23 protein-coding genes are annotated in these 20,561 nt (G+C 59.4%); 6 read left to right on the top strand and 17 right to left on the bottom strand.

All coding sequences use genetic code 11. From position 1 onward, the window contains the following. Nucleotides 1-29: 29 nt before the first annotated feature. Nucleotides 30-839 (top strand): YaaA family protein, encoded by an 810-nt coding sequence (locus AB5Z54_RS05140; RefSeq protein WP_368160651.1) that lies wholly within the window; start codon nucleotides 30-32, stop codon nucleotides 837-839. A 23-nt stretch (nucleotides 840-862) separates the two neighbouring features. On the opposite strand, the gene AB5Z54_RS05145 is transcribed toward AB5Z54_RS05140, so the two are convergent. After that, complete coding sequence (locus AB5Z54_RS05145; RefSeq protein ID WP_195521823.1) at nucleotides 863-1,378, bottom strand: hypothetical protein; 516 nt, start codon at nucleotides 1,376-1,378, stop codon at nucleotides 863-865. 171 nt (nucleotides 1,379-1,549) lie between these two features. On the opposite strand from AB5Z54_RS05145, the gene thiC reads away from it, so the two are divergent. Together thiC and thiD are read left to right on the top strand one after the other, a co-directional pair. Further along, a complete protein-coding gene (gene thiC, locus AB5Z54_RS05150) occupies nucleotides 1,550-2,884 on the top strand; it encodes a phosphomethylpyrimidine synthase ThiC (RefSeq protein ID WP_368134632.1) in 1,335 nt (444 codons plus the stop codon). Nucleotides 2,885-3,066: 182 nt separating this feature from the next. Further along, nucleotides 3,067-3,897, top strand: coding sequence for a bifunctional hydroxymethylpyrimidine kinase/phosphomethylpyrimidine kinase (gene thiD / locus AB5Z54_RS05155; RefSeq protein WP_152067745.1), 831 nt, complete (start codon nucleotides 3,067-3,069; stop codon nucleotides 3,895-3,897). A 61-nt stretch (nucleotides 3,898-3,958) separates the two neighbouring features. Here the strand turns inward: thiD and AB5Z54_RS05160 are convergent, their stop codons facing one another. The 4 genes from AB5Z54_RS05160 to AB5Z54_RS05175 all read right to left on the bottom strand — a co-directional run bounded on the left by AB5Z54_RS05160 (nucleotide 3,959) and on the right by AB5Z54_RS05175 (nucleotide 7,072). Beyond that, nucleotides 3,959-4,618, bottom strand: coding sequence for an SGNH/GDSL hydrolase family protein (locus AB5Z54_RS05160; protein WP_368160654.1), 660 nt, complete (start codon nucleotides 4,616-4,618; stop codon nucleotides 3,959-3,961). Nucleotides 4,619-4,696: 78 nt separating this feature from the next. Further along, nucleotides 4,697-5,812: a TIGR02452 family protein gene (locus AB5Z54_RS05165; protein ID WP_215693652.1), complete on the bottom strand. Its 1,116-nt coding sequence runs from the start codon at nucleotides 5,810-5,812 to the stop codon at nucleotides 4,697-4,699. A 141-nt stretch (nucleotides 5,813-5,953) separates the two neighbouring features. Beyond that, nucleotides 5,954-6,649: a Bax inhibitor-1 family protein gene (locus tag AB5Z54_RS05170; protein ID WP_055286094.1), complete on the bottom strand. Its 696-nt coding sequence runs from the start codon at nucleotides 6,647-6,649 to the stop codon at nucleotides 5,954-5,956. Nucleotides 6,650-6,733: 84 nt separating this feature from the next. Further along, entirely contained in the window at nucleotides 6,734-7,072 is a 339-nt protein-coding gene (locus AB5Z54_RS05175; RefSeq protein WP_006234236.1) for a hypothetical protein, read from the bottom strand. 250 nt (nucleotides 7,073-7,322) lie between these two features. On the opposite strand from AB5Z54_RS05175, the gene AB5Z54_RS05180 reads away from it, so the two are divergent. The 3 genes from AB5Z54_RS05180 to AB5Z54_RS05190 all read left to right on the top strand — a co-directional run bounded on the left by AB5Z54_RS05180 (nucleotide 7,323) and on the right by AB5Z54_RS05190 (nucleotide 9,873). Continuing rightward, on the top strand, nucleotides 7,323-8,372 hold the full coding sequence (locus AB5Z54_RS05180; RefSeq protein ID WP_006234237.1) for an inorganic phosphate transporter: 1,050 nt from the start codon (nucleotides 7,323-7,325) through the stop codon (nucleotides 8,370-8,372). Between the two features lie 66 nt (nucleotides 8,373-8,438). Further along, nucleotides 8,439-9,062 carry a DUF47 domain-containing protein gene (locus tag AB5Z54_RS05185; protein ID WP_055309822.1) on the top strand — a complete coding sequence of 208 codons (624 nt, stop codon included), beginning with the start codon at nucleotides 8,439-8,441 and terminating at the stop codon, nucleotides 9,060-9,062. Between the two features lie 280 nt (nucleotides 9,063-9,342). Continuing rightward, nucleotides 9,343-9,873, top strand: a complete 531-nt coding sequence (locus AB5Z54_RS05190) for a nitroreductase family protein (RefSeq protein ID WP_349070123.1) — start codon at nucleotides 9,343-9,345, stop codon at nucleotides 9,871-9,873. 166 nt (nucleotides 9,874-10,039) lie between these two features. Here AB5Z54_RS05190 and AB5Z54_RS05195 read toward each other — a convergent pair whose 3' ends face one another. From AB5Z54_RS05195 to AB5Z54_RS05250, 12 genes are all read right to left on the bottom strand, one after another. Next, nucleotides 10,040-10,714 (bottom strand): DivIVA domain-containing protein, encoded by a 675-nt coding sequence (locus AB5Z54_RS05195; RefSeq protein WP_368160656.1) that lies wholly within the window; start codon nucleotides 10,712-10,714, stop codon nucleotides 10,040-10,042. A gap of 61 nt (nucleotides 10,715-10,775) precedes the next feature. Next, nucleotides 10,776-11,063 carry a YggT family protein gene (locus AB5Z54_RS05200; RefSeq protein ID WP_040358293.1) on the bottom strand — a complete coding sequence of 96 codons (288 nt, stop codon included), beginning with the start codon at nucleotides 11,061-11,063 and terminating at the stop codon, nucleotides 10,776-10,778. Between the two features lie 15 nt (nucleotides 11,064-11,078). Beyond that, complete coding sequence (locus AB5Z54_RS05205; protein WP_022094497.1) at nucleotides 11,079-11,801, bottom strand: cell division protein SepF; 723 nt, start codon at nucleotides 11,799-11,801, stop codon at nucleotides 11,079-11,081. A gap of 60 nt (nucleotides 11,802-11,861) precedes the next feature. Next, nucleotides 11,862-12,599: a YggS family pyridoxal phosphate-dependent enzyme gene (locus AB5Z54_RS05210; RefSeq protein WP_368160658.1), complete on the bottom strand. Its 738-nt coding sequence runs from the start codon at nucleotides 12,597-12,599 to the stop codon at nucleotides 11,862-11,864. A gap of 119 nt (nucleotides 12,600-12,718) precedes the next feature. Then, complete coding sequence (locus AB5Z54_RS05215) at nucleotides 12,719-13,576, bottom strand: phosphate signaling complex PhoU family protein (protein WP_195239090.1); 858 nt, start codon at nucleotides 13,574-13,576, stop codon at nucleotides 12,719-12,721. 92 nt (nucleotides 13,577-13,668) lie between these two features. Then, a complete protein-coding gene (gene pstB / locus AB5Z54_RS05220; protein WP_055309817.1) occupies nucleotides 13,669-14,472 on the bottom strand; it encodes a phosphate ABC transporter ATP-binding protein PstB in 804 nt (267 codons plus the stop codon). Nucleotides 14,473-14,484: 12 nt separating this feature from the next. Continuing rightward, nucleotides 14,485-15,390, bottom strand: a complete 906-nt coding sequence (gene pstA, locus AB5Z54_RS05225; RefSeq protein WP_006234250.1) for a phosphate ABC transporter permease PstA — start codon at nucleotides 15,388-15,390, stop codon at nucleotides 14,485-14,487. A 3-nt stretch (nucleotides 15,391-15,393) separates the two neighbouring features. After that, entirely contained in the window at nucleotides 15,394-16,320 is a 927-nt protein-coding gene (pstC, locus tag AB5Z54_RS05230; RefSeq protein WP_152067753.1) for a phosphate ABC transporter permease subunit PstC, read from the bottom strand. 1 nt (nucleotide 16,321) lies between these two features. Beyond that, on the bottom strand, nucleotides 16,322-17,158 hold the full coding sequence (locus AB5Z54_RS05235; RefSeq protein WP_055251678.1) for a phosphate ABC transporter substrate-binding protein: 837 nt from the start codon (nucleotides 17,156-17,158) through the stop codon (nucleotides 16,322-16,324). Then, entirely contained in the window at nucleotides 17,155-17,955 is an 801-nt protein-coding gene (locus AB5Z54_RS05240; protein ID WP_368160660.1) for a purine nucleoside phosphorylase YfiH/LACC1 family protein, read from the bottom strand. Before AB5Z54_RS05240 ends, AB5Z54_RS05235 begins: the two co-directional genes overlap by 4 nt. Before the next feature lie 210 nt (nucleotides 17,956-18,165). Beyond that, on the bottom strand, nucleotides 18,166-19,320 hold the full coding sequence (gene ftsZ / locus AB5Z54_RS05245) for a cell division protein FtsZ (protein WP_022094491.1): 1,155 nt from the start codon (nucleotides 19,318-19,320) through the stop codon (nucleotides 18,166-18,168). Nucleotides 19,321-19,518: 198 nt separating this feature from the next. After that, on the bottom strand, nucleotides 19,519-20,514 hold the full coding sequence (locus AB5Z54_RS05250) for a cell division protein FtsQ/DivIB (protein WP_244261733.1): 996 nt from the start codon (nucleotides 20,512-20,514) through the stop codon (nucleotides 19,519-19,521). Nucleotides 20,515-20,561: the final 47 nt, after the last annotated feature.

The raw sequence follows: 20,561 nt of genomic DNA on the forward strand, positions 1-20,561 counted from the left end.
GCAACTTCTTTTTTGGCAGAGGAGAGTCCATGCTGCAGGTCATCATTTCGCCCGCCAAGCAGATGCGCGCGGCCCAAGATGCTTTTGAAGTCCTGGGCATTACACCCTTTGCGCGCGAGACAGCTCGCCTCCACCGCGCACTGCTAGATATCGAGCGGAATGAAGGCAGCGGCGGCCTGCAGGCGCTATGGAACGTGAGCGACAAACTGCTTACAACGTGCCTGGATACGCTTCACGAATTTATGCCCGTCCTGAGCGATGCCAGCCTCGCCGATCCCGATATCGCGCGTCGAATCTCCCCCGCCGTCATGTCCTATCACGGCATTCAATACCAAAGCATGGCGCCCGAGGTCATGGATGCCGCACAGCTCGACTGGCTGCAAAACCATCTCTGGATCCTCTCGGGCCTTTACGGATGCGTACGCCCCTTCCATGCCGTTGAACCGTATCGGCTGGAGATGGGCGCGAAGCTTGTCGTCGACGGTGCCCGAGACCTCTACGCATTTTGGGGCGACAAGCTCGCAGGGACTATCGCTCCGGCAGGCTCCAACGCTACGATCGTCAACCTCGCCAGCGCGGAATACGCCAAAGCTGTTCTCACCCGCCTCACCACCGATGCCACGGTCGTCACATGTCTCTTTGGCGAAGGCATCCGCAACGGGAAGCCCATCCAACGGTCGACCGCCAGCAAAAAGGCGCGCGGCTCCATGGTGCGGTGGATGGCAGAAAACAAGCTCAAGGATGCAAGCGAACTTACCGCATTCAACATCGGCTATCGGCACATCCCCGAGCTTTCAGACAAAAACACCCTGGTTTTCATGAACGCACAGGCACAATAGACCCGCCGTTTCCAAACACCCCATTACTCCGCCAAGCCATCGGCCTTTGCAATCTCGCTCGTCGAGCCATCTTGGTAGGTAATCTTAACGTGCTCCACCTCGGATACCGCAGCGCCCGCCGAGGGCTCCAAGCGCCATTCCGTCAGCGCAATGTCCATGGTCGTGGGCACGTCCCCTTGATCTTTGAGCTTCACCGTCAGCGTTTTGAGCGTCGCATCAAACGTCACGCGTTCGATTTCTTCGCCCGGAATAGACCCGCCGCTCAGCTGCAGCTGCACAAACTCGTCGCGCGGATACCAATAGTCCCCCGGCGCGGCAACGGTATTGCCGCCCGCGACCCTCACCGTCATTATCGGCAGGGCATCGTCGGCCTCAAACTCCCAGGCAGCGCCGCCGCGACCGCCAAACGTCCAAATACAAAAGGCAATCACCAGCACGGCAAGCACCGCAAAGCCAATCGCGACAAGGCCATGGTGCGCACGGCTTTCCTCGGCCGATACATCCCATTGCGTCTCTCGATATAGATGCTTGTCTTCCATGTTCGCCTCCCCACAGGCACGCTCGTTGGCCCAATCGTACCCATTCAGGCTATACTTGAGCCCACCACATAAACGGGGAGCTTGCAGGACAAGACGGCAGGCTGAGACTGGGCGCGCCCGCCCTGACCCGCAAACCTGATATGGGTAATGCCAACGAAGGGAGCCGTGCCAATGAGCACACAGACCGAGCCCAAGCTCGTCACGCAAATCGACTTCGCCCGCGCCGGGCAGATCACACCGCAGATGAAGGAAGTCGCCGAGCGCGAGCATCGCGACCCCGAGTACATCCGCGAGCGCGTGGCCGACGGCCGCATCGCCATTCCCGCCAACATCGTGCACATCAAAAAGGGCATGCGCGCCTTTGGCGTCGGTGAGGGCCTGTCCACCAAGGTCAACGTCAACTTGGGCATCTCGGGCGATAAGGCCGATGCCGCCGAAGAGTGGAAGAAGGTCAAGATCGCCGAGGACTTTGGCGCCGACGCCATCATGGACCTCTCCAACTCGGGCAAGACGCGCCAGTTCCGCCAGCAGCTCATCGACGAGACGCCGCTCATGGTAGGCACCGTCCCCATGTACGACGCCATCGGCTACATGGAAAAGCCGCTGGTCAAGCTGACCAAGAACGATCTGCTCGAGGTCGTGCGTGCACACGCCGAAGACGGCGTGGACTTTATGACCATCCACTGCGGCATCAATAAATCGGTCATCAAGACCTTCAAGGAGACCGGCCGCCTCATGAACATCGTCAGCCGCGGCGGCTCGCTGCTGTTTGGCTGGATGGAAGTCACCGGTAACGAGAACCCCTTCTACGAGTTCTACGACGAGGTGCTCGAAATCTGCCACGAGTACGACGTGACGATTTCGCTCGGCGACTCCTGCCGCCCGGGCTGCCTCTACGACTCCAACGACGCCACCGAGACCGCCGAGATGATCGAGCTGGGCAAGCTATGCAAGCGTGCTTGGGCCGCCGGCGTCCAGGTCATGGTCGAGGGCCCGGGTCACATGGCGCTCGACGAGATCGCCGCCAACATGAAACTGCAGAAGCGCCTGTGCCACAATGCTCCGTTCTATGTGCTCGGACCGCTGGTGACCGATATCGGCGTGGGTTACGACCACATCACCGCTGCCATCGGCGGCGCCATCTCCGCCAGCTCCGGTGCCGACTTCCTGTGCTACGTGACACCGGCCGAGCACCTATGCCTGCCTAACGCCCAGGATGTGCTCGACGGCCTCATGGCCACCAAGATCGCCGCACACGCCGCCGACATCGCCAAAAAGGTGCCCCACGCCCGCGACATGGACGACAAGATGGGCCAGGCACGCCGCAAGCTCGACTGGGACGCCATGTGGAAGTGCGCGCTCGACCCGGTTACGGGCAAGAAGCGCTACGAGGAGTCCCCCGCCGCCACCGAGGGCACTTGCACCATGTGTGGCAAGATGTGCGCCGTCCGAACCGTCAACAAGATCTTCGAGGGCACCACGATCGACCTCGGCATGGAGGACTAGCCCTGTCGCCGCGGCCGCCTCTGGCGGCGAGCTGGCGCCTGTCAATTGTTGACGTGTGAACATTTGCTTACGTTTGCGTAAAGATTGCATCGCCCGCCCGGGTTCGACATAGAGTCGTCCCGGGCATCTTTATAATGCTGGCTTAAAGACCCATTTGATTCCGACCGAACAAGGGAGCGAACATGGATCGTAGTAAGGTACCTGCCGTCCTGTCCATCGCGGGATCCGATTCCAGCGGTGGCGCCGGCATTCAGGCCGACATCAAAACCATCACGGCGCACCGCCTGTATGCCGAGACGGCCATCACCGCCATCACAGCGCAAAACACACTGGGCGTTACCGCCGTGCAGAACATCTCCCCGGATATTGTCGCGGCGCAGATCGATGCCGTTTTTGACGATATCCGCCCCAACGCCGTCAAGATTGGCATGGTTTCCTCTGCCGAGATTATCGATGTTATCGCCGACCGCCTGAGCGCTTGGAACGCGACAAACGTTGTCGTCGACCCCGTCATGGTCGCCACCTCGGGCGCGCGGCTGATTGCCGAAGATGCCGCCGAGGCGCTCACCCGCCGCCTGTTCCCGCTAGCGACGGTTATCACGCCCAATATTCCCGAGGCCATGGCCCTGCTTGACTACGAGGTCGACTCCGAGCGCACGCAGCAAAATGCTGCCATGCTCCTCACCCGCCGCTTTGGTTGCGCATCCCTCGTTAAGGGTGGGCATCTTGTCAACGAGGCCAACGATGTACTGGCCGAACCCGCGCCGCTCGATGACGAGGGCAACCATCTGGGAGATCCACTCACCACGTGGTTCCGCCACAAGCGCATCGAGACCGACAACACGCACGGCACCGGATGCACGCTCTCGTCCGCCATCGCCTGCGCGCTGGCCCAGGGCATGGATCTTGCCGATGCCGTCAACGCCGGCAAGGCCTACCTGACAGGCGCTCTGGCCGCCGGCCTGAACATGGGCAAAGGCTCCGGCCCCGTCAATCACATGTGGCAGTATTAAGATTTGCAGCCCAAAACCACCGCAAAGGCGCCCGTCCCCTTTGCGGTGGCTTGGGGTCGCGCTACTCTCCGAGCATCTCTTGGAGCTTGGCTGCCACGGCGTGACCCAGGCTCTCATGGCTTTCGGGCATCATATGCAGATAGTCGATATCGCCCGGCTCGGCAAAGTCGGCGGCATTCAAAAAGTCGCAGCCAAACTGCTCGGCTACGTGCGCGTAGTATTCAGCAAAATGCTCCGAGGCCTCGACGGAACGCTCGTCAAAATCGGTCATATATACATCGGCGATTTGCGGCTTGATCTTGATAGGTGCCATCAGCAGAATACGCGGGCAGGATGCGGCATTGGTCCAGGGAAATGCGCGCACCGCGCGAATCAGTGCCATGGTGCCACGGGCAATATCGGAGGCCGTCACACCAAAGACCGTCTTGCAATCGTTAGTTCCCAGCATAATAACGATCGCATCCAGCGGCTTATGGGCCTCGAGCAGCATCGGCAGCGCGCGGATGCCGTTAAGATTGGTGTCCAGATGGCACATGTCGTCGCGTACCGTCGTGCGGCCGTTGAGGCCTTCTTCAATTACATGCCAGCCCTCGCCTAAGTCACGTTGGGCCACGCCGCACCAGCGCACATCCTGCGCATAGCGCACCGCGGTGCCGTCGCGCATGCCCGCCGGATCGTAACCATAGGTGTTGCTGTCGCCAAAGCATAGAACGTTTTTCATCGTAAGCCCCTCGCTCAGTAAAAAGCCGACGGAAGCAGCCTCTCCCGCCGGCTCGACCTATCTGTCAGCACGTACCAATTACAGGTACTTGCGCCAATCGTCCTCGTCCTCATCATCCTCGGTAGCAGCCTGGGTCTGCTCGGCGGCGCGAGCTGCCGCAGCGCGAGCGGCAACCTGGGCATAGGACTCCTCGTTGCGCTCGGGGAAGTTTGCCAGCACGTGCTCGAACTTGGCAAAATCCTCATCCCAGCGCGTAGAAGGCACGGCAAAGAAGACTTGCTTGACCTTAAAGTCGCCCGACGCTAGCTCCTTGCGGAAGAGCTCGGCCACGGCCTCGGCGTCAAAGCCGTTGTTGTCGCAGCCCCAAGCGCCCAGCACGAGCTTCTCGCGACCCAGCTCGTCGCAGATGGCAAGCACAAAGCGAATGCGGTCGCGCAGGGCATCCAGCAGAGCATCGTCGCTCACGCGATACTCCTGGCGGGCGCGCTTAACGTTGGGCGCGGCGGCCACGATCACGTCGGCGTATGCATGCACGTGGTTGCGGTCGAAGCGCACCGCAGGCACCACTAGGGCGCGGTTACGATAGAGCTCGCAGTTGATGTTGCGGCGACGGTTCTCGCCGTACCATTTGCGCTGCTTATCGAGAACGTTGTACAGATACGAATCGGCGCACAGTGTGGCCTCTTGGCCCAGATAACCCTGAATATAGCCACCGCCCGGGTTGGTGAACGAGGCAAAGGCGAGCACGGCCATGTCGCAGAACTGCGCATAGCCACGACCGTTGTCCAAGATGGCCTGCGTGGCGGAGGCATCGAGCACGGTGACCTCAGGCAGGGACGCAGCAGGCTCCTCAGCAGGCGCGGACTCAGCTTCGGCGATTTCCTCGGCAGGCTCCTCGACGGGCTCAGGAGCTGCCTCGACCTCGGCAGCCTCCGCGCCCTCGACGTCCTCGGCAACCTGTTCTTCGGTGGCCACAGCACTCTGAACCTTGGCCTTCATCGCCGCGACAAAGCCGGCAGGCATACCGTCAAACTCGCGAACACCGGCAAGCGAACGCTCGATATCCTTGGCGCACGCTTCGGACACAGTTGCCACGTGACGCTCGGCGGCCTTGGCACGGGCCTCGCGCTTGGGATTGGGCTGACCCGCTCGGTTGGACCTGCGGTTACGGTTCCTGTTGTCGACGTCTGCCATACGTGGCCACCTTTCCTGTCGCTGCCGCTATCGGCTTTTTCCCATCCATGATACCCCGCCGCGCACAAAAAAGACGGCCCCGAAGGACCGCCTTTCGCATCGTTTTACCGTGTCCGGCAGGAAGCGTCGCAATGCCGCGCTTTAATCGCGACGGCCGAGGATGTTCAAAATGCGCAAAAACACGTTGATAATATCCACGAACAGGTTAGAGGCCATAAGCACGGCATTGGGCAGTGTGGGCGGCACCGTCGTGGCAACATAGGTGTCATAGCCAATAAACCCGGCGAACACCACGATCACGATCAGGTCGGTGATGGTCTGCGAGACGCCCATGAACATCAGCACGATCTCAACCAGAATAGTTGCGAGCAGAATGCCAAAACCGATGCCATATACGCGCTGGAAAAACTTGGGGAACGTCACGCCCAAGGCGCCAAAGACAAAGGTGATGGCGGCCGTGGCGATAAAGGCAGTGTTGATGGTGGGCAGGTCGTAGTTGGCAAGGCCAAACGACGCGGTCAGGCCAAAGGTACTCGCAAAGATTACGTAGCCCACAAGGGACAGGCCCACGGACTGCTTGCTGGCGGCGGCCGACATCATGACCATGCCGACGATGGTCAAAATAAACGAGCCAAAGACCAGCGGCAGGGCGGCGCCGCTCATCATCATGCGCGCAAACGACATGGTGCTCGTAAAGTAGGCGCCGGCGCCCATGGCGCAAAAGCCCAAGAAGATCAGGGCAGACATGGCGAGATTGTACGCGCGCGGCGACATCTCCTTGGCGCGGCTTGCGCCGCTCTCGACGGGGCCGTTCTGATAGCCCTGGATATCGTTCATAGGTTCGTCCTTTCAAAAAGTGCCGTGAAAGACGGCGCAGCAGGTGACAAGATTCCTGTCATTGTACCCGAATGCCGTACGTCCTTACCCACGGCGCTCGCCCTCGAGCGTACGGTCGAATGCCCACACCCACCAACGCATCAGATGGGCCTGCGAACCATCTGGTCGTTCGCGCGTCTGGTCCTCCAGATACAACTCGGTCGCGTGCCCGCCAAAACGCACCTTATAGGTTGCCGTACGGATGCCGTGAACCGTCAGGCCAAACCCAGTGGTCGAGACAATCTCGTCAATCGTAAAGCAACGACCGTCGACCCAGCAGACGGTGACCGGCACGACCTGTCCGCCCGCGAGGATGCGAGCCACGACGTCCACATACTGCTTGTGCACGCGCCGAGTTTTGCCATCTGTCTGTCGATATTCCATGCCTCCTATTATCGAACGCATGTTTGCATGTTGTAAAGCGAACAGACTGTGGTTTTGGAGTGTCGTAGTAATCGCACGTGTCCGCATGGCGTGTTAGCAAAAAGAACACCCGCGGTCAACAGGCCTAATATTCAATTTTAGTGCCAAAAAATTCACTTCTCCCATCAGAACTCGGTAAAGAAACCCACAGGAGGTGATACGATTTATCATGTTTTTGTAACGTGTCTGCAAACTTCGAGAAAGCCCATATATGGACGTAACGTTCTCAACCTTCCTCGGCCAAATTGTGTCGAACCCAGTCCTTGCCGTCACCGTGATCCTCGCGTTGGGCGCCATCTTCGTCAATGGATGGACCGACGCGCCCAACGCCATCGCGACCTGCGTCACTACGCGTTGCATGCCCGCCCGCGCCGCCATTCTCATGAGCGCCGCATTCAACTTCCTCGGTGTGCTCATCATGACGCACTTTAACGCGAGCGTCGCCAATACCATCTCGCATATCGTCGACTTTGGCGGAAACAGCACCATGGCGCTCGCGTGCCTCTGCGCGGCGCTGTTCTCCATCGTCGTCTACGGCGCCACAGCGTCGCGTTTTGGTATCCCCACCTCGCAAAGCCACAGCCTTATCGCCGGCCTGACCGGTGCCGCTATCGCCCTCGGCGGCGCGAGCAGCGTCAACGTCCACGAGTGGATGAAGGTCATCTACGGCCTGGCGCTCTCCATCGGCCTGGGCTTTGTCATGGGCTGGGTCCTGTGCAAGCTCGTCTCGATTCTTTTCGCCGCCGCCAACAGGCGACGTGCCAATGTCTTCTTTAAATACGCTCAGATCGCGAGCGCTGCGGCCATGAGCTTTATGCACGGCGCGCAGGATGGACAGAAGTTCATCGGCGTGCTCTTTTTAGGCGTGGCCTTTGCCAGCGGCCAGACGAGCGTCGGCGATGCAGGCATCCCCATCTGGATTATGCTGCTGTGCTCGGCCACTATGGGTATCGGCACCAGCGTGGGCGGCGAGCGTATCATCAAGTCCGTCGGCCAGAGCATGGTCAAGCTCGAAAAGTACCAGGGCTTCTCCGCCGACCTGGCGGGCGCCGCAAACCTGCTGCTTGCCACCCTTACCGGCATCCCCGTGTCCTCCACCCACATCAAGACCTGCGCCATCATGGGCGTCGGTGCCGTCAAGCGCCTTTCGGCCATCAACTTCGGTGTCGTCAAGGACATGATGTTCACCTGGTTCTTCACCTTCCCCGCCTGCGGACTCATCAGCTTTGTCATGGCCAAGCTGTTCATGATGTTCCTCTAGTCAAACCGAACGTCCATCCGGACTGCATTACCTCGCCCGCCCATCTTCACCTCGAAAGGACCACCCATGGCAAAGAAACCCGATTCGTTCTACTTTGACAACTACGTCGCCTGCGCCGACCTAGCCGTCCAGGCCGCAGAGCTGCTCACCAAGATTTTTGAGAACTTTGACCCTGCGCAGATCCACGACATGCTCGATAAGATGCATGCGATTGAGCATGCGGCAGACAAGAAGCACCACGAGCTCGAAGACGCCCTGCTCACCGCCTTTATCACCCCGCTTGAGCGCGAGGATCTAGACCTGATGAGCTGCTCGCTCGACACCGTGCTCGATCGTATCGAGGGCGTCGTGCAGCGCGTCTACTTCACCAACATCCAGAGCATCCACCCCGATGCCATCGTCATCGCCCACAAGGTGACCGACGCCTGCCGCGCCATGAAGGACCTGATGGTCGAGCTGCCCAACTACCGCAAGTCCAAGACCCTGCGCGAGCTGGTCATCCAGATCAACACCATCGAGTCCGAGGCCGACGAGCTCTACATCAACGCCATGCGCAACCTGCACGTTAACGGCAAGGACCCGCTCGAGGTCATCGCTTGGCGTGACGTGTACGCCTTCCTGGAGTACTGCGCCGACTGCTGCGAGAATGTGGCCGATGTTGTGGATTCGATTGTCATGAAGAACAGTTAATTGGGGGTACGTGTCCCGGCGGCGAAGGGCCGGCCACGGTTTGCTTTCTCACTCCGGCTGCTTTGCAGAGTCGTTCGAAAGCAAACCGTGGCCGGCCCTTCGCCTTACGTACCACCATTGGGAACTTTGGCTGATACTTTGAAAGCAATGAGGCTTTTGTTGACAGGGCCTTTGAGCCCGATTGGGAACTTTGGGACCGCCTTAAACGTTTGGCTGGATCGGGCTTTGGGTACCCTTTGTTTTGCTTTGGGTTGATACACTGAATTTGGAGGGCTTGGTTGTGAGTTATTTGGATCTGGCTCGGGGTCGGTATTCTTGTCGTGAGTTTGAAGATCGGGCTGTGGAGCAGGCTGTGGTGGATGCCATTGTTGAGGCTGGGCGTATTGCTCCTTCTGCTTGTAATAACCATCCAACCCGTGTGATGGTGTTGGATACGCCTGAGCTTCTGGAGAAGGCTGCTGCTTGTCAGCCTCGGTTTGCTCGTGATGGGTCTATCTTTGGGGCTCCGCTTGTCTTCCTTATTTGCAGCGTTACCGATGACGCTTGGGTGCGCCCGTATGATCAGATGAATTCCAGCGAAATCGATACGTCCATCGTGTGTGATCAGATGATGATGGAGGCCACCGAGCAGGGCCTGGGAACGTGCTGGGTATGCCATTTTAAGCCTGAGGTGGCACAAGAACAGTTCAATCTGTCCAAGGGCGTCTATCCCTATCACATGCTCGTCTGTGGCTATCCTGCCGACCACATCGCCGATCCCGAGCATCGCGAGGCCCGCACCATTCCCCTCCCCGACTTCCTCCTCAAGTAGATTTTTGGGACATGCCTTAAAGCCTACCCTTGACCGTTCATCCGTTCGCCGAGTTCTGCGCCACTATGTGCAGGGCTTGGTTTTTATGTTACGCACCCCGGCACAGTCATAAAAAAGGACCCGCAAGCTGCGGGTCCTTTCTAGGCACTAAATTGTAGGCCGAATGTTAGTCCAGGTCGTCGGCAGCAAAGTTGTCGATCGGGGCAAAGGGATCGGCCACGGGGACAACCGGGTCAGCGACGGGCAGCGGCTCGGCGGGAACAGTCACTGCAGGAGAAGCGGCAGAACCGACCGGTGTGGAGGCCATGAGGTCGGCCGGGAAGGAGTTCTGGGCATCGTCCATGAAGTGCTGGATGAGCTTAAGATACTCGGCCTTGAACTCCTCACGGGAAGCCTTGAGACGATCGATCTCCTCGAGCTCGGCCTGCTTCTCGGTCAGAGCCTGGCGGATAACCTCGCGAGCCTTGGCGTCAGCCTCGTTGCGGATACGCTCAGCGTTCTCGTTGGCATCGTTAACGATGGTCTCAGCGGTCTGCTGGGCAGCGATCAGGGCAGCGGAAATCTGGCGCTCCTGAGCGGAGAAGTCAGGGGCGGGAGCAGCCACGGGGGCGGCAGGAACGGCCTGGTCGGCGGTAGCCCGAGCCTGGGCAAGCTGAGCCTGTGCATCGGCAAGCTGCTGCTCGGTAGCAGTCAGACGACCCTTAAGGTCAACGATCTTAGCGAGCATAGCGTCAACCTCGGAGGACAGCGTCTCCAAGAAGACGTCGACCTCAGCAGGATCGTAGCCACGCTTGGCCTCAGAGAAAGTCTGAGCCTGGATGTCTGCAGGGGTAATAGCCATAACAAGTCTCCTTTTTCATCGCCTCGGCGCTACACGCCCGACGTAAGTTACTAAGTCAGTTCTACACGAGTATACCTATAAGAAGCTGCAGAACCAGCCTCTGCACCAACTGCAACGCAATAATCGCAACGACCGGCGAAAAATCGATACCGCCCATCGGCGGGATGAAACGACGGAACAGGTTGAGCCACGGACCGCACACGCTATCAAGCACCGCGGCAATATCCTGAAGCAAACCACCCTGCTTCATGGGAATCCACGTCATAAAGCAGTAGACGACAATGAGCGTGGAATAGAAGTTGAACAGCGTGTTGACCAGCTGGACGATAGTGTAGATGTTGATGGGAATCTCCTCGTCTTGTCTTTACTTAAGGTAGCCGTCGGCACGAAGCTTCTTGAGATCGGAATCTTTGACCTCGCAACCGGCGGGCAGCACCATGAACACGCGGTCGCCCACCTCCTTGACCGTGGCGCCCAGACCGCAGGCAAAGCCGTAAGAGAAGTCCAAGACGCGCTTGGCAACTTCGGTGCGTACGCCCACAAAAATCAGTGCGACAGGCTGCTTGGTGCGAACGCGGCGCACCACGGTCTCCACGTCGTCATAGCTCTCGGGGCGCAGGACATAGGCCGGCAGCTGCGGTGTGGCGTTGATGATATTGCTCGCATAGGCCGAGGCATCGCTCGGTGCAGGCGCGGGCGCAGCGGCGGCACGGGCGCGGGTGTTCTCGGCGTAGCTCGACGGCGTGTCATAGGCACCGGGACGATAACCGCTCGCAACACTGTCCTGCGAGCGCGAAGGCGGGTTATACGTCGTGGCATGGCGAGAGTCATCGCCGACCAGCTGCCCGGAGCGTGTATACACGGCAACCGACTCAGCTTCACCACGGCGCGTCTGACCAAGCAGGCCGTTGCTCGGCTCGTCTTGGGTGTAGAAGCCCTCGCCCGAAGCTCCGCTGTAGCCGTTGCCCTGATAGCCATCGTCATAGCCGTCATCGTAGCCGTAGTCGTCGTCCTGGCCATAACCCTGGTCGTAACCCTGCTGGCCGCCCAGGTGCATCTTATTTTTAATCTCGTCAAGGAAGCCCATGGTTGTGTCCTCTCGCGGTTTAGTGCAGGCGCCCCGATAATCAGTGCGCACTTCAGAGCCTTATTTTACTGCAAACTCCGGGCTAAATACTACCCTGCCCAGGCGAACGAGCGTAGAGCCCTCCTCAAGGGCAGGCTCAAAGTCTTCGCTCATGCCGCAGGAAAGCTCAGGCAGGTTCAAATCGGGATGCGCCGCCTCCAGCTCATCCCTCAGCTCACGAAGCCCCGCAAAGGTGCGGCGTGCCACATCCTTATTCCCCCGGGGCGCCATAGTCATAAGCCCCTGTACGCAAATTCCCTCAAGTTCCGCAAGCTCACCCGCGGCGGCGCGAATCTCATCGGGCGAAAAGCCTCCCTTCGACTCCTCACCACTTACATTGACCTCAATGAGCACACGCTGGGGGCCGGCGAGCTCGCCTGCCTCAATCTTGCGGACAGCACGGCTCGAGATCGCCTGCGCCAGATGCATCGAACCCACCGAGTGAATCAGCTCGGCTGAGCCCAGCACCGCATTGATCTTATTGGTCTGCAGGTTGCCGATCATATCGAAGCGCACCTCGGGCAGCTCCGGATGCTCCGCCAGACCCGTGAGCTTGCGAACCAGCTCCTGCGGGCGGTTCTCGGCAAAATGGCGATACCCCGCCTGGATGGCGGCAACGGTCTCATCGACACCAACGGTCTTGGACACGGCAATGAGGCTCGCGGCGTCGTGGGGACGGCCCGCGCGATCGAGCGCCGCATAAAAACGTTCCAGAATCTGCTCGCGGCGAGCGCGCATCAAGTCCAAATAGTTATCCATTGCCAATCGCCTCCGCTGACAGCCAAACAAGTAGTCCCATGCTAACGCAAGAGCGCGGCCCCGCATGTGCAAGGCCGCGCTCACTTAGGTATTTACAATCTTTCGACGAACGGGGTTACTTACTCCTCGTCGTCCTCGCCATCGTCCTCATCCTCAAGATGATCGAGCAGGTAGCGAAGACCCTCGCTGACCTCGTTAACGGGCACCTTGGCAACGTAGCGTACATCGACGGCGGGCCTCATGATAACACCCTCGCCCGAAGGCACGCGCATGCTCTCGAGCTCATCCTCATCAGTGCAGGCGATATCACCGGCAGTCATACGCTGTCCGGTCAACAGGAAGGTCAGACGGCAGGCGGCATCGATGGAAATCGAGGCGATGCGATCGAGATAGCGCGATACCATGATGGCGCGGCGCAGGTCGTCATAGTTGCTGTCGTCGTCCATAAAATCGCCCGTGTCCATGCGGTTAAAGGTGCGGAAGAACTTCTCGTAGGCGGCGTGCACTGGCTCGTCCTCGACGGCCAAGTTGCAGATGATGGACATGTCGTTGGTGACGAGCGCAGAAAGCGAAGAGCCCAGCACCTGGTAGACGGCCTCAGCCTCGGCCTCGACCGTGCCGACAAGCTCCTTGGGCAGCGAGATGTCGGCCTTGATCATATGACGCGTGGCGCGGCAAATCTGGCGAACCTTATCGGTCATGCGCTGCAGGTTAAAGTCGACGTAGATGATCGTCTGCAGCAAGCGGAAGTCGGAGGCGACCGGTGACTGCGTGGCAATCAGGTTGTAGCAGACGGCCTCCAGGTTGGCGCAGCGTGCGTCAATCGAAAGCGTGCGCTTCTTGGTCTTGGTGGCGAGCTTGCGGTCGTCGGTCACATAGGCCTTCACGGCATCGTGGAGGGCCAGATCGACGGCCTCGTAGATGCTCAGCATCTCGTGACGGGCCTCGATGAGCTGACGGGAAAACAGTTTGCGCATGGTTCACTCCAATCAGTTGGGTGCGGTCATGCCGCCCGCACAGTGAATACGCACCGGACCAGATCCGATCGGCTTGGGACTAGTCGCACCGATCAGCCAAAGCGGCCGGTGATATAGTCTTCCGTCCGCGAGTCCACCGGGCTGGTGAAGATCGCGTCGGTTTGACCATACTCGATGAGCGTAGCGGGCTCGCCGGCAACTTCCTGCAAGAAGAATGCGGTGTAGTCGCTAATGCGAGCTGCCTGCTGCATTGAATGCGTGACGATGATGATCGTCATCTCGGGCGCCAGCTCGGCCATCAGATCCTCGACCTTAGAGACGGACGTGGGGTCGATGGCGGAGCAGGGCTCGTCCATCAGAAGGACATCGGGTTGCACCGCAAGCACGCGCGCGATGCACAGACGCTGCTGCTGACCGCCCGAGAGCGCCAAACCATCCTTGTTGAGCTGATTGGATACCTCTTTCCAGAGGTTGGCGCGCTTGAGCGATTCTTCCACGATGTCATCGAGGTCGCTTTTGCTAGTCACGCCCTGCAGACGAGGGCCAAAGGCGACATTCTCGTAGATGGATTTGGGAAAAGGGTTGGGCTGCTGAAAGATCATGCCCACGCGACGACGGAGATCGACCGGGTCGACACCCTCGGCATAGATATCGTTGCCGTCGAGCGTCATGGTGCCCTCGATGCGCGTGCCCTCGATCAGGTCGTTCATGCGGTTGATGCAGCGCAAAAACGTCGATTTGCCGCAGCCCGAAGGGCCAATAAACGAGGTGATGGCGTTTTTGGCGATGTTGAGGTCGAGCCCCGTCAGCGCATGAAAGTCACCGTACCAAAAGTTGAAATCCTTGGCCGTAATGGCCGCTTGCTCCAGCGTGGGAGCGGACTGATAAACGGACATGGGACTCCTTAACTAGCGACGCTTGCGCGACAGGAAGCGCGCAAACAGGTTGAAGGCCAGAATGATCACCATCAGCAAGAGCGCGGTGCCGTAGGCTGCGTTCATGTTGATGCCGTCGTTGGCAAGCAGGTACAGGTGAACCGTCATGGGGCGGCCGGAATCGAGCGGCGAAATAGGTAGATTGATGGCCTGCCCCATGGTGTAGAGCACCACCGCGGTCTCGCCAATGGCACGGCCGATGGCGAGGACGATGCCCGTGGCAATACGGCCAAAGGCAGAAGGAAGCACGATCTTGGAGACAACCTGCCACTTGGTGGCGCCCAGACCGTACGCGCCCCAACGGATATAGCGCGGAACGGCGCGAATGGCCTCTTCGGTGGTGCGCATGACGATGGGAAGCATCAAGAGCGCGAGTGCCAGGGCGGCAGAGACCATCGAAAGACCCAAGCCCATGGCCTCGACAAACAAGGCGTAGCCAAACAGACCCATAACGATGGAGGGCACCGAGGCCAAAGCGTCAGCAGCGTAGCGAATGAGCTCGACGACCTTGCCCTGCTTGGCGTACTCGGCCAGATAGACGGCTGCCAGCACAGCGATCGGCGTGCAGATAAGCATGGCGAGCGCCGTCACATAGACGGTCGAGACGATCGTGGGCCAAATACCGCCCTCGGCGTTGACGCCCTGGGGCCAACCGAAGATAAAGTCGAGCGAGATGTGTGGCAGGCCGTTGATGACCACGTAGGCGATGATAGCGACCAGCACCAGCGTGGTGATGTAGGCAGCGGCACGGAACACGCCAAGCATGATCTTGTTGGACAGGTCCTTGTTGATGCGGCCCTTCTTGCCGTGGGAAAGGGCACGCTTGATGCGCTCGCGCGACGAGGTCGTATCGACCGTCGTGTCAACGGAATCGGACATAGCCTACCCCCTCTTCTTCTTGGAAATCAGACGGACGATGCCCACCAGCGTGGCGGAGATGATAAACAGGACCACACCCATGCCGAACAGCGCAGAGCGGTGCAGACCCGAGGAATAGCTCATGTCGAGCGCAATCTGGCTCGTGAGCGTCGAGATGGGGCTCGCAATGCTGTCGGGAATAACCGGGGCGTTACCTACGACCATGAGCACGGCCATGGTCTCGCCGATGGCACGGCCCATACCCAGCACGATGGCATCAACGATACCCAGCTTCGCGGCAGGTAGCACGACCTTATAGATGGTCTGCCACTTGGTGGCGCCCATGGCATACGATGCCTCGCGAATGCCCATGGGAATGGAATTGAGAGCATCGATGGTGAGCGTGGTGATGGTAGGGACGATCATGATGGCGAGCACAAACCACGCCGTCAGCGCACCAAAACCAAGGCCGCCGGTCAGTTGTGCGATAAACGGGCGGATGATGATCATGCCAAAGAAGCCGTAGATGATGGAGGGTATGCCCGCCAGCAGGTCAACGGCGGGGCTGATGAGCTTGCGCACGCGCTTGCTGGCAATCTCGACCAGGTAAACGGCCGTACCCACGCCCAGCGGCACGCCCATGGCGAGCGCACCGACGGTCACCAGACCCGAGCCGGCAAGCAGCGACAAGATGCCGTAGTGGCCCTCAGAAGGCGCCCACGTAAAGCTAAAGAAGTCCGCCAGACCGATGTCAGTAAAGACGGGCAGCGCCGAGTACGTGGTAAAGACAAAAATCAGGATGACGGTAACGACCGCCAAGAACGCGCAGGCAAAGAAGATCCACTGCAGCGCCTTCTCCTTGATATAGGTACTGTGCGATACGAGCGCCAGCTCGCGCTTCTTGGGCGTCTGAACATTCTGCTCAGTCTGGGAGTTTTCCTGTGCTTCCATGCTACTCACTCCCCTTCTCGTCGTTGGTGACGGGAATAAAGCCCGCCTCGCGAATCTGCTTGTCCATCTTTTCGGACGTCACATAGTCGATGTAATCCTGCGCCTGCTGCGAAGGCGCACCCTTCACAAAGAAGTAAAGGTCGCGTGAGATGGGATAGCCGCCGCTCGCGACCGTCTTCTCGGACGCCTCAACATGATTGACCGAGACGGCCTTGACCGAGGTCTTGGCGTTGAGGCTATCGACGAAGCCCAGCGAAATGTAGCCAATGGCACCGCGCGAACGAGATACCACGTCGCGCACCTGGCCCGTGCCCGAAAGAACGGCCGAGCGGCGATCGAACGGGGTGCCGTCCATCACGATGGTGCGGAAGGCCTCACGCGTGCCGGACGCCTCATCTCGATTGATGACCTGGATCCTCAGGTCCTCGCCACCGACTTCTTTCCAGTTGGTGATCTTGCCGGCGTAAATATCGCGGAGCTGCTCGGTCGAGAGGTTATCGACCGGGTTATCGTCGTTCACGATGACCGCGATACCGTCGTGGGCAATGACGATGGGAGTCAGGCCCAGATCCTGTTCGTCGGCATTGAGTCCACGGGAGGAGCTGGCGATATCGGCTGTGCCGGCGCTGACGGCCTCGATGCCAGCGGAAGAACCCAAACCGGAAACGAGCACGTCGATGCCGGTCTCCTCCTTAAAGCCCTCGGCCGCAATCTCGGCGATAGGAAGGCAGGTCGTGGAGCCGGCGACGGTAATGGAAGAGGTAGAAGATCCCGAAGAACAGGCGCACAGCGTAAGCGTAAGCACAGCGGCGCTCAGGACCGATACGATCTTTCTCATAGCATCACGCCGATCGCAGCATGGCGCCCACAGGTGCCGTCCTCGTTACGGTAGGAATAAAAGCGGTCGTTCTGACGCACAGTCGAAAGCTGGGTATCCACGATATTATCCGCGTCGACACCGACATCTACCAGCGCCTCGCGAATGGCAGCGGAAAGATCGAGCATGCGAGAGGCACTCGCATCGATGCAAGAGAACTCGGCGGCAAAGCGATCCATGAGTTCCTGGGATACCTCATATTCGTCACCCAAGATATGGGGGCCGATATAGGCGGAAACGTTGCTCGCATCGCAGCCGGCAGCATCGCAAAGCGCCTGGCACGCCTTGGCAGAAATACGTGCAATCGTGCCCTTCCAACCGGAGTGCACCACGGCAAATCCGCCAGGGGCCACCAGCACCACGGGAACGCAGTCGGCAAAGCAGAGCAGCACGGGCACGTTATGCGCCGTGCAGACGATGGCATCACAGCCCTCGGCAATCTGCTCGCGAACGTCCTCAAGGTCATCGGCGCCGTTCGAGGTCACCGCAACGATATGATCACCATGGACCTGATTGGGAACGAGCAGGTTGTGCTCGCACTCGGCGGCACCCATAGCTTCGAGCGCACGACGACGATTTTCTTGAACAGCAAAGGGGTCATCGCCAACATGCGAGCCCAAGTTGAGTGAGGAGTACGCATCTTCGGAAACGCCACCGGCGCGCTCGGTGAAGGCAAAGCGAACATCGGATGTCACGCCCTCCACCAACGTAACTCCATCATGGTCGACACGCGAAACGTTGTCCGCACGTGCTGCCATACTAAAGCCTCCTAATAACACAAGTACCGCGGCATCGCCGCTACAGCCCGCGTTTATACGGCTGTCATACTTCTCTAAAAGGATACCTGCTGCGCTGGAGGCAATCGTAAAGGGAACGTAAAGAGATTGGAGGTTCTAGTTTACAAAGTCGAAATAAAAAGGGCGCGTCCATACGGACACGCCCCTGTGCACAACAATGCAAAGAACGACTTAGAAGCTACCGCGCTTCAGGAAGTCGGGAAGCTCGAACTGATCGTTGCCGAAGTTAGGAAGCTCGGTGCCACCGACGTTGCGGGTCGGAGCGGCCTGAGCCGGGCTCGTGGCCGGAGCGGTGCGCTGCGGCTCAGCGGAGGCAGCGGCCTTGCTCTGAGACTGCTGAGCAGCAAAGAGCTCGTCCTGACGGTTGACGTTGGAGTCGGAGAAGCCCGTAGCGATGACGGTGATACGCACCTGATCGCCCAGGGACTCGTCGACAACGGTACCGAAGATGATGTTGGCCTCGGGGTCGACGGCGTTGGCGACAACGTCGGCGGCGTCGCTGATCTCCTGGATGCCCAGGTCCTTGGAACCGGCGATGGAGAGCAGCACGCGCGTGGCGCCATCGATGGAGCTCTCGAGCAGCGGGCTGGAGATGGCCTGCTGGGCAGCGTCGACGGCACGGGTATCCCCAGAAGAGGTACCGATACCCATCATGGCGGTACCGGCCTGCTTCATGATGGTCTTAACATCGGCGAAGTCCAAGTTGATGATACCGGGGACGGTGATGAGGTCGGTGATGCCCTGGGTGCCCTGGGAAAGGACGCCATCGGCAATCGCGAAGGCCTCGAGCATGGTGGTCTTCTTCTCGGCGATGTCGAGCAGCTTATCGTTAGGGATGACGATCATGGTGTCGACGCAATCGGAGAGGGTCTTAATGCCCTCCTCGGCGCTCTTCTTGCGCTTGCGGCCCTCGAAGGTGAAGGGCTTGGTCACGACGGCGACGGTCAGCGCACCGACCTCGTTCATCGCGATATCGGCAACGATGGGAGCAGCGCCGGTACCGGTGCCACCGCCCTCGCCGCAGGTGATGAACACCATGTCAGCGCCAGCGAGCGCCTCGGCAATGTCGTCGCGGGACTCATCGGCAGCCTTGCGGCCAACCTCGGGGTTGGCGCCGGCGCCCAGGCCGCGGGTAAGGTCGGTGCCGATGTGCACCTTGATATCGGCATCAGAGATCGCGAGTGCCTGAGCATCGGTGTTGATGGCAACAAACTCGACGCCGCGGATGCCCTCTTCGATCATTCGATTGACCGCGTTGGTACCGCCGCCGCCGACGCCGACCACCTTAATGACGGCAAGGTAGTTGTTGATCTCTGTCTCGTGCATGTCGGTCCTCCGAACAAAGGTTATAGCCATAGCATGGGTCGACCCCGCGCACATTAACCTTCAGGTTGAAAGTAAATGCAAAGGTAAACCGTATTATGGTTGCACATTATGAACGTATCAGTCAAATAATTGACCGTGAAAACCAAACAAACCAGATAAACGGCGTGGTATGACCCCTCAACAAAGCATCAACCAGCGCTACGAGGTCGGAGCGTTCCTAAATGTATAGTTACCCGGAGAGCGCACATTGATATACGTTACGCCCTCTACCTGCGAAAGCAGCTTGGTGACTACGCGCTCCTTCTTGACGATATCGTTCGAATCACCCAGCGACACCTCAATGCCGTTATTGAGGTTTGCCGAGATGGCTTCGACCGAAGGCGTGGAAATATCCTTGACTTGTCCCAAGAACTCGCTCGAAAAACCACGCACATAATCCAAGCCAGCCTTAACGGCCTTGGAGCTCACCGCCTGGCCGGAAACCGGAGCGACATCCGCCGAGACATCAGTCAACAACACCGCGCCATAGTGCTTAGCGAGCGCCAGCGCGGCATCAATGCCGGTCAGGGTATTTGAGCCCTGCCCCGTCGTGATGACGTTGCCCTGGTCATCCACTTCGACCGACGTCGACAGCGGGGCGATCCAGGTGTCATCATCCCCGATGGCCCAGGCAAGGTCATCGGAGCTGATATAGGCAATTGCGATGACCTTGCGCTCCATCGGCGTAATGATGAGCGTATGCGGGAACTGACGCTGGACATCCACGCCCGACACCCACGGGTTCTGCTTGAGGTCCTCGGTAATCTGGTCAGGATCGACGTTAAAAAGCGACGTTCCCTCGGGCAAATCGATCAGCTGGATAGCATCGTGCTTCGTCACATGCTCGCTGCCTTGAATCTGAATATCAGTGGCGGTAAACAATCCAGAGTTGATCACCACGACGGCAACGACGACGAGCACGGCCAAGACGGCCAGAACGCCGCCCACGATTTTGCCTTTGCCTGTAACGAGAGAAGCGGCGTCTGACGTTTTATTTGCCATCGCCCCAAGTGAAGACAACGGGTTGACGCCTTTTTTACCCGAAGGCTTCTTGGCGGTAGCCGGCACCGATGTCAGCGAGCGCGGTTTCGATGCGCCCAGCGTGCGACCCGGACGCGCCGCCTTAGTTCCCGTCGAGGGCTTAGGAGTTGCCATGGGACGGGCAGGTTTGGCGCCCATAACAGGCTTTGACGTCACCGAGG

This window comes from Collinsella aerofaciens (assembly GCF_040910185.1).
Classification (GTDB): domain Bacteria; phylum Actinomycetota; class Coriobacteriia; order Coriobacteriales; family Coriobacteriaceae; genus Collinsella; species Collinsella aerofaciens_BF.